Here is a 13,867-nt window from a genome sequence, read left to right on the forward strand (position 1 = left end):
CGAAGCGCGTCAGGTCGGCGGCGAACAGCACGTTGAAGATGGCGTCAGGCTTGGCGTCGGCCAGGGCCTGGACCACGGCGCCGGCAAGTCCACCACGCTGCTGGCGCTGTCCGGGCTGCTGCCCAAGGCGAGCGGCCGCATCAGCTTCGAGGGCGAGGACATCACCAACCTGCCGCCGCACCAGCTGGTCGCGCGCGGCATCGTGCAGGTGCCGGAAGGCCGGGCCATCCTCACCACCATGACGGTGCTGGAGAACCTGGAGCTGGGCGCCTACCGCCGCGGCCTGAAGAACGTGGGCTCGGATCTGGAGTATGTCTTCAATCTGTTCCCCCGCCTGAAGGAGCGGATCAACGGCATGGCCGGCAACCTGTCCGGCGGCGAGCAGCAGATGCTGGCCATCGGCCGCGCGTTGATGGCCAAGCCGCGCCTGTTGCTGCTGGACGAGCCGTCGATGGGCCTGGCGCCCATCGTGGTGCAGGAGATATTCCGTTCGCTGCGCGCCATCAACGCCGACGGCCTGACCCTGTTCCTGGTCGAGCAGAACGTGCGCCAGGCGCTGAAGATCGCCCAGCACGGCTATGTGCTGGAAAACGGCGCCATGGCGCTGAGCGGCACCGGCCGCGAGCTGCTGGGCCATCCTCGGGTGCTGGAAGCCTATCTGGGCGCCTGACCGGATCTTGCCGGGGCGCGCGCGGTTCAGGTTGCGCGCGCCGGCCGCTGTCTGGCGGGACGTCTGCCGCCTGTCAGGGCAGGCGCCGCCAGGCAGGCATTCCGTCCAGTGAGGGTTGTCCCTTTTATATGAAGCCCTTTCGTCTGGCTGCCCCCGCGAGCCGTCCCGGTGAGGACGGGGGCGGATGCGGAAGGCCGTCGCCTCCTGGCTTGCCCATTTTTTGAGCAGCTGTGTTAGAATCACAGGCTTTCCCTCATTTTGGCTATTGCACGGGCGGGTAATAACGCTTAGGCGGGATGCTGATAGAGGCTTGAAATTCCAGGGTTTTCTCGGGAATCACGGCCTAGTCGGGGGAAGGAAGCGCTGGCAGGGATACGCCCGCCGGCGGAATCATTTTTCTTCTTAGGAACCATCATGAAGACCTTTGTGGCCAAGCCGCATGAAGTCCAACGTGACTGGTTTGTGATCGACGCCAAGGGCAAAGTCCTCGGTCGTGTGGCCAGCGAAGTCGCACGTCGTCTGCGTGGCAAGCACAAACCTGAATTCACGCCGCACGTTGATACTGGCGATTACATCGTCATCATCAACGCTTCCGATATCGTCGTTACCGGCACGAAGGCGAAGGACAAGAAGTACTTCCGCCACACCACGTACCCGGGCGGTATCCGCGAAACGAACTTCGAGAAAATGCAAGAGCGTTTTCCCGGCCGCGCCATCCAGAAGGCTGTCAAGGGCATGCTGCCCAAGGGTCCGCTGGGCTACGCGATGATCAAGAAACTGAAGGTGTACGCCGGTGCCGAGCACCCGCACACCGCCCAGCAGCCCAAGACGCTGGATATCTAAGGAAACGCCATGATCGGTAACTGGAACTACGGAACCGGCCGTCGCAAAACCTCGGTGGCTCGCGTTTTCATCAAGAAGGGCACCGGCAAGATCGTCGTCAACGGCAAGCCCGTCGACGAGTTCTTCGCTCGTGAAACCGGCCGCATGGTCGTGCGCCAGCCGCTGGAACTGACCGGCCACCTGGAATCGTTCGACATCAAGGTCAACGTGCACGGCGGCGGTGAAACCGGCCAGGCCGGCGCAGTCCGTCACGGCATCACGCGTGCCCTGATCGACTACGACGCGACCCTGAAGCCCGCGCTGTCGCAAGCTGGTTTCGTGACCCGCGATGCCCGCGAAGTCGAACGCAAGAAGGTCGGCTTCCGCAAGGCCCGTCGTCGCAAGCAGTTCAGCAAGCGCTGATGCCTGCAGAAAAAAGCCCGCTACGGCGGGCTTTTTTCATTTGGGGCCGCCGCTCCGCCTGCCCGCGATTGTCGGGCGATACAATCACGTTTCGTTCCACGTAGAGTTCATATCCATCATGGCCCAAGCATCGAACACCCGTATCAAGGTTGGCATCGTCGGCGGCACCGGCTACACCGGCGTCGAGCTGCTGCGCCTGCTGTCGCAGCACCCGAATGTGGAATTGACCGCCATCACGTCCCGCAAGGAAGACGGGCTGCCGGTGGCCGATATGTACCCGAACCTGCGCGGCCGCGTGAAGATCGCTTTCTCCGCGCCCGAAAAGGCCTCGCTGACCGATTGCGACGTGGTGTTCTTCGCCACGCCCCATGGCGTGGCCATGGCGCAGGCGCCCGAGCTGATCGCCGCCGGCACCCGCGTGATCGACCTGGCCGCCGATTTCCGCCTGCAGGACATCCCCACGTTCGAGCGCTGGTACAAGATTCCCCATACCTGCCCGGAAGTGCTGGCCGAGTCCCAGTACGGCCTGGTCGAGCTGAACCGTGAAGCCATCTCCAAGGCCCGCGTGATCGGCAATCCGGGCTGCTACCCGACCACGGTGCTGCTGGGCCTGGCTCCGCTGCTGGAAGGCGGCAAGAAGCTGATCGACGCGCAGACCCTGATCGCGGACTGCAAGTCGGGCGTGTCCGGCGCGGGCCGCAAGGCGGAGGTGGGCTCGCTGTTCTCCGAGGCCTCCGACAACTTCAAGGCCTATGGCGTGGCGGGCCACCGCCATCATCCGGAAATCGTTTCGCAGCTGGAGAAGATCGCTGGCGGCAAGGTCGGCCTGACCTTCGTGCCGCACCTGGTGCCCATGATTCGCGGCATGTACTCCACCCTCTACGCCCGCATCCTGCCCGAGGCGCGCGACACGGACTTCCAGGCCCTGTTCGAGCAGCGTTATGCCGACGAGGCCTTTGTCGACGTGATGCCGGCCGGCAGCCTGCCGGAAACCCGCTCGGTGCGCGCGTCCAACAACCTGCGCATCGCGCTGTCGCGCCCGGGCAATGGCGACCAGCTGATCGTGATGGTGGTGCAGGACAACCTGGTCAAGGGCGCCGCCGGCCAGGCCGTGCAGAACATGAACCTGATGTTCGGCTTCGCGGAATCCACCGGCCTGGACCAGGTCGCGATCCTGCCCTGATGCATTGCCGGAAGGGCGGCTGGCCGCCCTTCCGAGTGCCATGTCCAACGATTCTCCCATCGCTTCGCAATCGCGCCGTCCTCGCGGACTGGCGCGCGTCGGCATCGCGCTCGCGTTAGGCGTCGCGCTGGGCGTCGCGGGGACCAGTCTCTACGTCCGCCATCAGGCGCGCGCGAGCGTGGCGGCGGCTGCTTCGGATCCCCTGCCGAGCAGCGCGCAGGAAGAGGCGATGCGCCAGCAGCGCACGCAGCTGCGTTTCACCCAGGGCCAGCTGGACGCGGCCGATGGCGAACTGGTGATCGAGCGGGCCGCGCGGCAGGAGCTGGAAACGCAGTTGCGCGCCGCCCAGGCCGAGGTCGGCCGCGTGCGCGACCAACTGGCGTTCTATGAGCAGCTGCTGCCGCCCGGGCCGGAAGGCTCGGTCGATATACGCGGCGCGCAGGTCGAGCGCGCCGGGCAGGGCCTGCGCTACAAGGTGCTGCTGATGCGCAGCGGCCGCAATGGCGGCGCGCCGTTTTCGGGTGCGCTGCGCTTCCAGGCGGTCGGCACGCTCAAGGGCGAGACCGTGACCGTCGAGCTCGCGCCCATGCAGGTCAAGTCGGAAACGACGCCGGCGCCCGATGGTGTCGCCGCCGGACTGGCCTTGCAGTTCGACCAGTATCAACGCAGCCAGGGCATGCTGGCCTTGCCCGAGGGTTTTGTCCCCGAAAGCGTGACCATCACCGTGCTCGAAGGCGATACGGTGCGCGCGACCCGCAGCGTCAAGCTCGAACTTTGAGTCCGGCCCGGGGCTGCGCTATAGTGACAGCATACGAGTGGCGACGCCGCTCACCGAAATTCGGCCTCAACGGCCAGGAGTGAACCATGAATGCAGTGACCGAAACCGTCGACCTGCAGGCCCCGCCGCCTGCTCCCCTGGTCTTTACCGACTCGGCGGCCGCCAAGGTCAAGGACCTGCTGGCCGAGGAAGGCAACCCCGAGCTGAAGCTGCGCGTCTTCGTGCAAGGCGGCGGCTGTTCGGGTTTCCAGTACGGCTTCACCTTTGATGAAGTCGTCAACGAAGACGACACCGTGCTCGACAAGGCTGGCGTGCAGCTGCTGGTCGACCCGATGAGCTTCCAGTATCTGGTCGGCGCCGAGATCGACTACAAGGAAGACATCGAGGGCTCGCAGTTCGTCATCCGCAATCCCAACGCCAGCACGACTTGCGGTTGCGGTTCGTCGTTCTCGGTCTGATCGCGCCCTGAGCGTCAGCTCATTAAAAAACCCTTCGGCTTGCCGAAGGGTTTTTTGTTTTGGGCAATCAGGCCGGATAGAGCGCGCCCAGGATGCGCGGACCGCGCGCGCCGGTCACGTCGGGCAGTCCGGCGGGGCGGCGTTCCGTAAAGCGGTGCGCCAGCCAGGCGAAGGCCAGCGCCTCGACCTGCTGGGCCGGCACGCCGAGCGCATCGGTCGGATGGACGGGCCGTTGCAGGCAGTACGCCAGTTCGCGCATCAGCGCGCCGTTGCGCGCGCCGCCGCCGCAGACATAGATCTCGGTCACGCCAGCGGCGGCCGCGTCAATGGCGTTGGCCACGGTCCTGGCCGTCAGGCGCTGCAATGTGGCCTGCACGTCCTCAGGCGCCGGGCGCGGGCCGTCGCAGGCCGCCAGCCGGTCGTCCAGCCAGCGCATGTTGAAGAGATCGCGCCCGGTGGACTTGGGTGGCGGCAGGGCGAACCAGGGTTCGCCCGCGATCAACGCCTCGAGCAGCGGCGCCAGCACCTGGCCGCTGGCCGCCCAGCGGCCGTCGGCGTCAAAGGGCTGGTTCAGGTGGCGCTGGCACCATCCGTCCAGCAGCACATTGGCGGGGCCGGTGTCGAAGCCGCGCACCGGCGCGCCGGGCGCAAGCAGCGTGACGTTGGCGATGCCGCCCAGGTTCAGCACCGCGCGCGCCTGTGGCGCGCCGAAGATCGCCGCATGAAAGGGCGGCACCAGCGGCGCGCCCTGGCCGCCGGCGGCCACGTCGCGGCTGCGGAAATCGGCCACCACGTCGATGCCGCTCAGCTCGGCCAGGAGCGCCGGGGCGTTCAATTGCACGGTATAGCCGCTGTCGGGCCGGTGGCGCACGGTTTGTCCGTGGACGCCGATGGCGATTACATCGCGCGGCGCGACGCCGGATGCGTCGAGCAGGCGGGCGGCTGTGTCGGCATAGAGACGCGCCAGCGCATTGGCCGCCAGCGCGGCGCGCGCCAGTTCGTCGGCGCCGGCTTGGTTCAGCGCCAGCAGCTCGGCGCGCAGGGCGGAGGGCATGTCCAGGCTGGCGCTGGCCAGCACCTGCGGCGGCTGGCCGTGGGCCGGCGCCCGCCGCCTGGAGGCGGCCGGGCTGGGAATCGCGCGGGCCGCCGGAAGCGCTCATGTTCGCGCGCTCAGCGGCTGGCCACGTTGGTCAGCGCGTCGGGCAGGGTCTGCTGGAATTCCGTCAGCAGCTGGATCTGCTGCTGGTACGGCGCCACGGCCTGCTTGAAGGCGCGGATTTCCGCGGGCTCCAGCGTGCGGGCCACGGGCAGGTCCACCGACAGCGGGTCGATGGGTTGGTTGTCCACGCGGAATTCGTAGTGCAGGTGCGGGCCCGTGGCCCAGCCGGTGGCGCCCACGTAGCCGAGCAGCTGGCCCTGGGAGATCTTGGAGCCCTTGGTGATGCCTTCGGCGATGCGGCTCTGGTGCGCGTACAGCGTCGAGTATTTGCCGTGGTGCTTGACGATGACCACGTTGCCGTAGCCGTTCTGCCAGCCCGAGAATTCCACCGTGCCGTCAGCCGTGGAATGGATCGGCGTGCCCGACGGCGCGGCGTAGTCCACGCCCTTGTGCCCCGTCCAGGTCTTGTGGATGGGGTGCATGCGCATGCCGAAGGTCGAGCTGATGCGGCTGAACTTCAGGGCGGTGCGAAGGAAGGCGCCGCGCAGGCTGGTGCCGTCGAAATCGTAATACGAGCCGCTCTTGCCGTCGGGGCTGAACCAGACGGCGTTGTAGGTCTTCTCGCCGTTGATGAACTCCAGCGCCAGCACGCGTCCGGCGCCGGCATAGCGGCCGTCGTGCGAGCGCACTTCGTAGACCACGCGGAACTGGTCGCCCTGCCGCAGGTCGCGCAGGAAGTCGATCTTGGCGCTGAGGATGTCGGCCATCTGCAGCGTGACGGAATCGGGGATGCCGGCAGCATCGGTGGCGCCGAACAGCGAGGAGCGGATGGTGCCGACCGCGACGCGGGTCTGGCGATCGGTGCTCTCGGTGATTTCCTCGGCCTTGTAGCTGTTGCCGGCCGGGGCCACGTGCAGCATGCGGGTGACGACCTGGCCGTCGGTCTCGTTGCCGGGCGTGTGGATGTAGCGCAGCCAGATCAGGTTGCCGTCTTCGTCGGTCGCCGCCTGGACCGAGCGGCCCGGATAGAGCTTGTAGATGCTGCGGGCGCTGGCGTCGTGGGTGAGGAAGGTTTGCAGTTCCGGCGCGTCCAGTTCCAGGCGCTGCAGCACCGCGGCCAGCGTGTCGCCCGCGCGGATGCGGGTTTCGCTGATGTAGGGCGCGGCGCTCGGCGTGCTGACTTCGACCTGTTCGGCGGTCAGGGGCAGGACGCTCTGGATGATGCGGGCGGAGGGGATGTCGGAGCGATCGGGATGCTGCACCATGCCCAGCGCGGCAGCGCCGGCGAACAGGCCGATCGCGGTGACCAGCAGCGTGCGGCTGACAATCCCGGAGCGCGGCTTGGGCTCGACGGGCGAGAGCGACGCTGCGGTTTTGCGCTTGAAGCGGTTCGCAATGTCGTGGAGGCCACGATTCATCGTGAAAAAACCCTCTCAGGTAGCTGGGACTCGCAGGGTGCGTGACACGAACGGCCCCCGCGCGCCACGTTATCCGGGGCAAGGGCTGGCGCGGGGCGCAACTTGTGAACAGCAGGTGACAGACCGGACGACAACTGCGTATATATGACAGTTGCGTATGATTAGGGCGGTATCCTAGCTGATTCAGCTAGAATTTTCGATAGTTTTCGTCACTTTTTACACCTTTTATCGGCCGAAGCCGTCTTGGTCCCCCCGGAAATGTCCTCCTCAGAAGCCCCCATCGCAGCTGCCCCCATCACCCCCGAAGTCGAAGCCGACCTGCGCATCGCCAAGCGCGGCTGCGACGAACTGCTGGTCGAATCGGAGTTCGCCCGCAAGCTGGCCCGCAGCCGCGCCACCGGCGTGCCGCTGCGCATCAAGCTGGGGCTGGATCCGACCGCGCCGGACATCCACCTGGGCCACACGGTGGTGTTGAACAAGATGCGCCAGCTGCAGGACCTGGGCCACACGGTCATCTTCCTGATCGGCGACTTCACCTCGACCATCGGCGATCCCAGCGGCCGCAACAGCACCCGCCCGCCGCTGACCCGCGAGCAGATCGAGGCCAACGCCAAGACCTACTACGCGCAGGCCAGCCTGGTGCTGGACCCGGCCAAGACCGAGATCCGTTACAACTCCGAGTGGTGTGACCCGCTGGGCGCGCGCGGCATGATCCAGCTGGCCTCGCGTTACACGGTGGCGCGCATGATGGAGCGCGAGGACTTCACCAAGCGCTTCAAGGGCGGCGTGCCGATCTCGGTGCATGAATTCCTGTATCCGCTGATGCAGGGCTATGACTCGGTGGCGCTGAAATCCGATCTGGAGCTGGGGGGCACCGATCAGAAGTTCAACCTGCTGGTCGGGCGCGAGCTGCAGAAGGAATATGGCCAGGAGCCGCAGTGCATCCTGACCATGCCGCTGCTGGTGGGGACGGATGGCGTCGAAAAGATGTCCAAATCCAAGGGCAACTACATCGGCATTTCCGAGTCGCCGGATTCGATGTTCGGCAAGCTCATGTCGATCTCCGACACGCTGATGTGGCGTTACTTCGAACTGCTGTCGTTCCGCTCGCTGGAAGACATCGCCGCGCTCAAGGCCGAGACCGAGGCCGGCCGCAATCCGCGCGACGCCAAGGTCCTGCTGGCCCAGGAGATCATCACCCGCTTCCATTCGGCCCGCGCGGCCGAAGAGGCGCTGGCTTCCTTCGAGGCGCGTTTCCGCGACGGCGCCATCCCGGACGACATGCCCGAAGTGAACGTCGCCGGCGCGCCGGTGGGCATCCTGAAGCTGCTGCGCGAGGCCGGCCTGGTGGCGTCGGGCTCCGAAGCCCAGCGCAACGTGGAGCAGGGCGGCGTGCGGGTGGACGGCGACCGCGTCGAGGACAAATCGTTGCAATTGCCCGCCGGCACTTATGTGGTGCAGGTAGGCAAGCGCAAATTCGCCCGTGTTACCGTGAAGTCGTGATTTTGCGAAGATCGCTTGATCCGGTGGCTGCGGAGATTTGATACGCTGGGAGCCAGGGCCGAGGACCCGGGCGTCCTGTGCGGCACATTGAGGAGCACGACATGAAGCTTTTGAGTTTGTCCTTTTCCGATACCGAGTCGATTCCCGAGCGCTACGCCTTCGGCAGGATCGACGCGCAATCGCACGTCGCGCTGGCTGATAACTTCAATCCGCAGTTTTCCTGGGACGACGCGCCGGCCGGCACGCAGTCCTTCGCGCTGATCTGCCACGATCCGGACGTGCCGTCAGTTCCCGACGACGTCAACCAGGAGGGCCGCGAAGTGCCCGCCAGCCTGCCGCGCGTCGATTTCTTCCATTGGGTGCTGGTGGACCTGCCCGCCGACCTGCGCGAAATCGACGAGGGCGCCTTTTCCAATGGCATCACGCCGCGCGGCAAGGGCGGCCCGTTGGCGCCGCTTGGCGCGCGCCAGGGTGTCAACTCCTACACGTCCTGGTTCGCCAGCGACCACGACATGAGCGGCGACTATTTCGGCTATGACGGCCCGTGCCCGCCCTGGAACGACGCGCTGGTCCACCGCTACGTGTTCACGTTGTATGCGCTGGACGTGGCCACGCTGGGCCTGCAAGGGTCCTTCACCGGCGAGGATGCGCTGCGCGCGATCCAGAAGCATGTGCTGGCCCAGGCTTCGCTGACCGGCACCTACACGCTCAACCCTGCCCTCGCGCCCAAGCAGATCGGGGCCACCTCGGCCTCCTGACGCCCCGCGCGGGCCGATCACGCCCTGTCGTCGGATCCGTCCGGCGGCAGGGCGTTTTCAATTGGGGCGATCCATTGCGGCCGCGGCTGCCGGTCGGGCGGAGGCCCGAGCCGGCGTCCATCCGCGCGCATCAGCCCGCCGCGCGTTTCAAGCGCAGCAGCGCCACGCCGAAGCTCACGAAGATCGAGCCCACCAGCCGGTTGAGCCAGGTCACGATGCGCGGCTGGCGCAGCAGCCGCCGCGCGCGATGGGCCAGCGCGCCATAGGCCAGCAGCGAGACCAGCGACATGCCCATGAAGATGCCCGTCAGGATGAGGAACTGCGGCAGCAGCGGTTCGCTCGCGTTCAGGAATTGCGGGAACAGCGCGGTGAAGAACAGGATGGGCTTGGGATTCATCGTCGCCACCAGCGCCGCTTCAAGGTACAGACGGCTGGCGCGGCGCGGCGCCTGTTGCGTGGCCTGTTCGGGCGGCGGCGCGATATTCGAGCGGCCAAGCAGATGGCGCAGGCCGATGTAGAGCAGATAGGCCGCGCCCGCGACTTTCACCAGCGTGAACAGCAGCGCCGACGATTGCAGCACCACGCCCAGTCCCAGCATGGCGGCGGCGGACAGCAGGAACAGCCCTGTCACGTTCCCCAGCGTCGACGGCAGCACGGCGCGCACGCCGCCCGCCGCGCCATTGCGGATGGCGAGCATGGTGGCGGGGCCGGGGCTGACCACGCTGACGGCGGCGACCAGCGAGTAGGTAAGGAGGGTGGCGGTTTGCATGAAAATTGCTCAAGGCGGCTTGAGGCCGGTTTCAGGGGGCGGAACGGCGCGCGTGGTTTTCGCGCCCGTGCATGGCATTTTGCGCCGATTGCCGGTAGATGGGGGGCAATTCCGCGCGCCCGACGGGGTAAACTAAGCGCCATTCTCCGGGTTTACCCCGGCCAGCCTTTCCCCGGTTTTTTCTCTTCTACTGCCTCAGGAACCCTCCGTCATGTTTGACCGCAACCTCACCCTGTCCAAGGCTGACCCGGATGTCTGGGCCGCCGTCCAGAAGGAAGACGTGCGCCAGGAACAGCACATCGAGCTGATCGCGTCCGAGAACTACGCCAGCCCCGCCGTCATGGAAGCCCAGGGCACGCAGCTCACGAACAAGTACGCCGAAGGCTACCCCGGCAAGCGCTACTACGGCGGCTGCGAATACGTGGACGTGGTCGAGCAGCTGGCCATCGATCGCCTGAAGCAGATCTTCGGCGCCGAAGCCGCCAATGTGCAGCCCAACTCGGGCTCGCAGGCCAACCAGGGCGTGTACATGGCCGTGCTCAAGCCAGGCGACACCGTGCTGGGCATGAGCCTGGCCGAAGGCGGCCACCTGACGCACGGCGCGTCGGTCAACGCCTCGGGCAAGCTGTACAACTTCATCTCGTATGGCCTGGACGAAAACGAAGTCCTGAACTACGACCAGGTCGAAAAGCTGGCCAAGGAACACAAGCCCAAGCTGATCGTGGCCGGCGCCTCGGCCTACGCGCTGCACATCGACTTCGAGCGCATGGGCCGCATCGCCCGTGAAAACGGCGCGCTGTTCATGGTCGACATCGCCCACTACGCGGGCCTGGTCGCTGGCGGCGCCTACCCCAACCCGGTTCCGCATGCAGACTTCGTCACCTCGACCACGCACAAGTCGCTGCGCGGCCCGCGCGGCGGCGTCATCATGATGAAGGCCGAACACGAGAAGATCATCAACTCGGCGATCTTCCCCGGCATCCAGGGCGGCCCGCTGATGCATGTCATCGCCGGCAAGGCCGTGGCCTTCAAGGAAGCGCTGGCCCCGGAATTCAAGGACTACGCGCAGCAAGTGGTCAAGAACGCCAAGGTGCTGGCCGATACGCTGGTCAAGCGCGGCCTGCGCATCGTTTCCGGCCGCACCGAAAGCCACGTCATGCTGGTTGACCTGCGCGCCAAGGGCATCACCGGCAAGGAAGCCGAAGCCGTGCTGGGCCAGGCTCACATCACGGTCAACAAGAACGCCATCCCGAATGATCCGGAAAAGCCCTTCGTGACCAGCGGCATCCGCCTGGGCACGCCGGCCATGACGACCCGCGGCTTCACCGAAGCCGAGGCCGAACTGACCGCCAACCTGATCGCCGACGTGCTGGACAACCCGCGCGACGAGGCCAACATCGCCGCCGTGCGCGCCAAGGTCAACGCACTGACCTCGCGCCTGCCGGTCTACGGCCGCAAGTAAGCGCCTGCGCTGTCCGCCCGGGAAACCGGGCGGCGGGGATGAAAAGGGACGGTTCCGCAAGGGCCGTCCCTTTGTTTTTGGCCGGACGCACGGTTGCTGGCAAAAATATCGGGGACGAATTCAGCCCTATTGACGATTTCCGCCGGACGGATCGTTACAATATGCTTAATTCTTGCCATCCGGCCTTCAGGGATCACACATGCGGTGTCCATTTTGCGGCAACCCCGAAACGCAGGTCGTCGACAGCCGCGTCTCGGAAGAAGGCGACGCCATCCGGCGCCGCCGCCGTTGCCTGTCCTGCGACAAGCGCTTCACTACCTATGAACGGGTGGAGCTGGCGCTGCCCTCGGTCGTCAAGCGCAATGGCAGCCGCAGCGACTACGATCCGGCCAAGCTGCGCGCCAGCCTGAGCCTGGCGCTGCGCAAGCGTCCCGTCAGTACCGGCGACGTGGATGCCGCCGTTTCCCGCATCGAAGAGCAGTTGCGGGCCAGCGGGCAGCGCGAAGTGCCCACCGAGCACATCGGCGAGCTGGTCATGAACGAGCTGCGCAAGCTCGACAAGGTGGCCTACGTGCGCTTTGCTTCGGTCTACAAGAGTTTCGAGGACATCGGCGAATTCGTCGAAGCCATCCGCGAGATGCAGGGGCCCTTGCTGCCCGGCAAGCTGCGCAAGGACTGAGCGGATCCGCCTGTTGTCGTCACGCCGCCGCTCGGGCGCCGTGGCAAGGTCGGCGCCCGAGGCCGACGGTCCGCTTCAGGCCGCCAGCTGCTGCCGCGCCATGCCGGGCGTTCGCGGCTCGAAGCGACGCCACACGCGCCGCATGTGCTGGGCCGAGCCAAATCCCGCCTTCTCCGCCACGCGCTCCAGGTCCAGCCGGGTTTCGCGCAGCAGGTCGCGCGCCAGCGCGACGCGTATCTGATAAAGATAGTCCATCGGCGTGCAGCCCGCGTGCAGGCGGAACAGCCGGGTCAGGTGGCGCGCGCTGGTATGGGCTTCCTGCGCCAGCGATTGCGCCGACCAGGGCGCCGCCGGGTTGCGCACCACCGCATCCTGTACCTTGTGGACGCCGGGATGCAGATGACTGCGGTGTTCCAGCCAGGGCGACAGGGCCGAATCCGTGCCGGCGCGGCGCTGGTAGACCAGCATTTCACGGGCGACCTCGCAGGCGATGCGCGGGCCGCAGTGGCGCGACACCATGTGCAGCGCGAGATCGATGCCCGCCGTGATGCCCGCGCTGCTGACCAGCGCGCCGTCCTCGACGAAGATGCGGTTGTCGAGGATCCGTGCGCTGGGATCCAGCGCCGCCAGCTGCGCCAGGCTGCCGTGATGGGTGGTGCATTCGCGCCCGCGCGTGAGGCCGGCGGCCGCCGCGAACAGCGCGCCGGCGCAGACCGTCATCAGCGTGAAGCCGTCGGCCGGTTGGCGCGCGGTCAGCCAGTCGATGATGGCGCGCGCCTGCGCATCGTCCAGCCGCGTCGGCGTGCCGACCACGCCGGAAACGATGACCAGCGCGTTGGCGGGCAATCTGGCCGGCAGCGGCTTGATGCGGGCCAGGTGCAGCCCCGCCAGGCCGCATTCCAGCTCCGCCTCCGGTCCGCAGAAATGCAGCGCGAACGTGCCGGGGCACAGCCTTTCGGCCACCCGGAACGCTTCCGCCGGACCGGCCAGGTCCAGCAGCACCAGGCCGCGCGTCAGCACGAAGTACACCGGGATCATGGCGTGTGCTCGCGTATTTCAGCGGGACGACATGCTAAGCCGCCAGCACGTCGGCGGCACGCAAGACCCGCGCGAAGCGGCCCTGCAGCACCAGCTCGGTGCGGTCGCGGATCTCGGCGGGCGTGTATTGCCGGCCGGACGGGCTCTGCATGGCGAAGGTCAGGGTGGCGTCGGTGGGGAAGATCACCTTGAAGCCGGCGTCGCTGGCATGGCGCGAAGTGGTCTCGCAGCACTGCTCGGTGCGGATGCCGCTGACGATGACTTCACCGATATCGTGATCTCGCAGCCAGTCATGCAGCGTCGCGCCGTCCTGGCCCTTGGCGTAGAGCGAGGAGTGCACGGTCTTGTGGAACACGGCGGTAGGCGAGATCTTCAGCTCTTTCAGCGTCTTGACGTGCCCGGACGCCAGCGAGAAGGGGTTGGCCGGATCGTCCGACACGCTGGTGTGGAAAACCTGCAGCACTGGCACGCCCTGGGACGTCGCGGCGTCGATCAGGCGCTGGATCTGCGCCACGAACGCGGGGTACTCGGTTTCGTCCCAAAACGGACGTTGCCGAAAGGAATCCTGGACATCGATGACGATCAGCGCCTGCTTCATGGTCTGGGCTCCAAAACATGGATTTTAAAAGGACACGCAGCCATTTTCATCCTCGCAGACCGGCCAGGCGAGCGCGCCGGCAGACCAGCATCGGCCCGAAACGGACATCATGGCGGTCGGGGGGGCGGGCGGCGCCGGATGGCGGGAGC

14 protein-coding genes and 1 pseudogene are annotated in these 13,867 nt (G+C 66.6%); 10 read left to right on the plus strand and 5 right to left on the minus strand.

Annotated elements, in window-relative coordinates:
- The 6 genes from AC6LJ5_RS28340 to erpA form a co-directional block, all read left to right on the plus strand.
- On the plus strand, positions 1-670 hold a 670-nt coding region (locus AC6LJ5_RS28340), incomplete at its 5' end, for an ABC transporter ATP-binding protein (protein ID WP_498142252.1).
- 414 nt (positions 671-1,084) lie between these two features.
- Positions 1,085-1,513: a 50S ribosomal protein L13 gene (rplM, locus tag AC6LJ5_RS28345; protein WP_006217309.1), complete on the plus strand. Its 429-nt coding sequence runs from the start codon at positions 1,085-1,087 to the stop codon at positions 1,511-1,513.
- 9 nt (positions 1,514-1,522) lie between these two features.
- Complete coding sequence (gene rpsI / locus AC6LJ5_RS28350) at positions 1,523-1,915, plus strand: 30S ribosomal protein S9 (RefSeq protein ID WP_006388641.1); 393 nt, start codon at positions 1,523-1,525, stop codon at positions 1,913-1,915.
- A gap of 118 nt (positions 1,916-2,033) precedes the next feature.
- Positions 2,034-3,098 carry an N-acetyl-gamma-glutamyl-phosphate reductase gene (gene argC / locus AC6LJ5_RS28355; RefSeq protein WP_103272374.1) on the plus strand — a complete coding sequence of 355 codons (1,065 nt, stop codon included), beginning with the start codon at positions 2,034-2,036 and terminating at the stop codon, positions 3,096-3,098.
- 40 nt (positions 3,099-3,138) lie between these two features.
- The gene (locus AC6LJ5_RS28360) at positions 3,139-3,876 is read left to right on the plus strand and encodes a DUF6776 family protein (protein WP_392410430.1); all 738 of its coding nucleotides are present in this window, start codon (positions 3,139-3,141) and stop codon (positions 3,874-3,876) included.
- A gap of 86 nt (positions 3,877-3,962) precedes the next feature.
- Positions 3,963-4,334: an iron-sulfur cluster insertion protein ErpA gene (gene erpA / locus AC6LJ5_RS28365; RefSeq protein WP_103272375.1), complete on the plus strand. Its 372-nt coding sequence runs from the start codon at positions 3,963-3,965 to the stop codon at positions 4,332-4,334.
- 67 nt (positions 4,335-4,401) lie between these two features.
- Here erpA and AC6LJ5_RS28370 read toward each other — a convergent pair.
- Both AC6LJ5_RS28370 and AC6LJ5_RS28375 read right to left on the minus strand, forming a co-directional pair.
- A pseudogene (locus AC6LJ5_RS28370) lies at positions 4,402-5,427 on the minus strand (anhydro-N-acetylmuramic acid kinase); the annotation flags it as partial.
- 77 nt (positions 5,428-5,504) lie between these two features.
- Entirely contained in the window at positions 5,505-6,911 is a 1,407-nt protein-coding gene (locus tag AC6LJ5_RS28375; protein WP_392409394.1) for a M23 family metallopeptidase, read from the minus strand.
- 258 nt (positions 6,912-7,169) lie between these two features.
- On the opposite strand from AC6LJ5_RS28375, the gene tyrS reads away from it, so the two are divergent.
- Entirely contained in the window at positions 7,170-8,414 is a 1,245-nt protein-coding gene (gene tyrS, locus AC6LJ5_RS28380; protein ID WP_103272378.1) for a tyrosine--tRNA ligase, read from the plus strand.
- Positions 8,415-8,515: 101 nt separating this feature from the next.
- A complete protein-coding gene (locus AC6LJ5_RS28385) occupies positions 8,516-9,172 on the plus strand; it encodes a YbhB/YbcL family Raf kinase inhibitor-like protein (RefSeq protein WP_392409393.1) in 657 nt (218 codons plus the stop codon).
- 130 nt (positions 9,173-9,302) lie between these two features.
- On the opposite strand, the gene AC6LJ5_RS28390 is transcribed toward AC6LJ5_RS28385, so the two are convergent.
- Positions 9,303-9,941, minus strand: coding sequence for a LysE family translocator (locus AC6LJ5_RS28390; protein ID WP_392409392.1), 639 nt, complete (start codon positions 9,939-9,941; stop codon positions 9,303-9,305).
- Between the two features lie 211 nt (positions 9,942-10,152).
- Between AC6LJ5_RS28390 and glyA the strand changes: the two genes are divergently transcribed.
- Both glyA and nrdR read left to right on the plus strand, forming a co-directional pair.
- Complete coding sequence (gene glyA / locus AC6LJ5_RS28395; protein ID WP_103272381.1) at positions 10,153-11,403, plus strand: serine hydroxymethyltransferase; 1,251 nt, start codon at positions 10,153-10,155, stop codon at positions 11,401-11,403.
- 199 nt (positions 11,404-11,602) lie between these two features.
- Positions 11,603-12,082 carry a transcriptional regulator NrdR gene (gene nrdR / locus AC6LJ5_RS28400; RefSeq protein WP_103272382.1) on the plus strand — a complete coding sequence of 160 codons (480 nt, stop codon included), beginning with the start codon at positions 11,603-11,605 and terminating at the stop codon, positions 12,080-12,082.
- 75 nt (positions 12,083-12,157) lie between these two features.
- On the opposite strand, the gene AC6LJ5_RS28405 is transcribed toward nrdR, so the two are convergent.
- Together AC6LJ5_RS28405 and AC6LJ5_RS28410 are read right to left on the minus strand one after the other, a co-directional pair.
- On the minus strand, positions 12,158-13,120 hold the full coding sequence (locus tag AC6LJ5_RS28405; RefSeq protein ID WP_498142253.1) for a GlxA family transcriptional regulator: 963 nt from the start codon (positions 13,118-13,120) through the stop codon (positions 12,158-12,160).
- 34 nt (positions 13,121-13,154) lie between these two features.
- A complete protein-coding gene (locus AC6LJ5_RS28410; protein WP_392409390.1) occupies positions 13,155-13,718 on the minus strand; it encodes a cysteine hydrolase family protein in 564 nt (187 codons plus the stop codon).
- Positions 13,719-13,867 lie beyond the last annotated feature (149 nt).

The sequence above is a fragment of the Achromobacter sp. 1011791174 genome (genome assembly GCF_059760925.1).

Coding starts and splice junctions, on each gene's coding strand:
- AC6LJ5_RS28405 (WP_498142253.1), bottom strand. CDS start 13,120: ATGATCCCGGTGTACTTCGTGCTGACGCGCGGCCTGGTGCTGCTGGAC.
- argC (WP_103272374.1), top strand. CDS start 2,034: ATGGCCCAAGCATCGAACACCCGTATCAAGGTTGGCATCGTCGGCGGC.
- AC6LJ5_RS28410 (WP_392409390.1), bottom strand. CDS start 13,718: ATGAAGCAGGCGCTGATCGTCATCGATGTCCAGGATTCCTTTCGGCAA.
- AC6LJ5_RS28375 (WP_392409394.1), bottom strand. CDS start 6,911: ATGAATCGTGGCCTCCACGACATTGCGAACCGCTTCAAGCGCAAAACC.
- AC6LJ5_RS28385 (WP_392409393.1), top strand. CDS start 8,516: ATGAAGCTTTTGAGTTTGTCCTTTTCCGATACCGAGTCGATTCCCGAG.
- AC6LJ5_RS28390 (WP_392409392.1), bottom strand. CDS start 9,941: ATGCAAACCGCCACCCTCCTTACCTACTCGCTGGTCGCCGCCGTCAGC.
- rplM (WP_006217309.1), top strand. CDS start 1,085: ATGAAGACCTTTGTGGCCAAGCCGCATGAAGTCCAACGTGACTGGTTT.
- glyA (WP_103272381.1), top strand. CDS start 10,153: ATGTTTGACCGCAACCTCACCCTGTCCAAGGCTGACCCGGATGTCTGG.
- AC6LJ5_RS28360 (WP_392410430.1), top strand. CDS start 3,139: ATGTCCAACGATTCTCCCATCGCTTCGCAATCGCGCCGTCCTCGCGGA.
- nrdR (WP_103272382.1), top strand. CDS start 11,603: ATGCGGTGTCCATTTTGCGGCAACCCCGAAACGCAGGTCGTCGACAGC.
- erpA (WP_103272375.1), top strand. CDS start 3,963: ATGAATGCAGTGACCGAAACCGTCGACCTGCAGGCCCCGCCGCCTGCT.
- tyrS (WP_103272378.1), top strand. CDS start 7,170: ATGTCCTCCTCAGAAGCCCCCATCGCAGCTGCCCCCATCACCCCCGAA.
- rpsI (WP_006388641.1), top strand. CDS start 1,523: ATGATCGGTAACTGGAACTACGGAACCGGCCGTCGCAAAACCTCGGTG.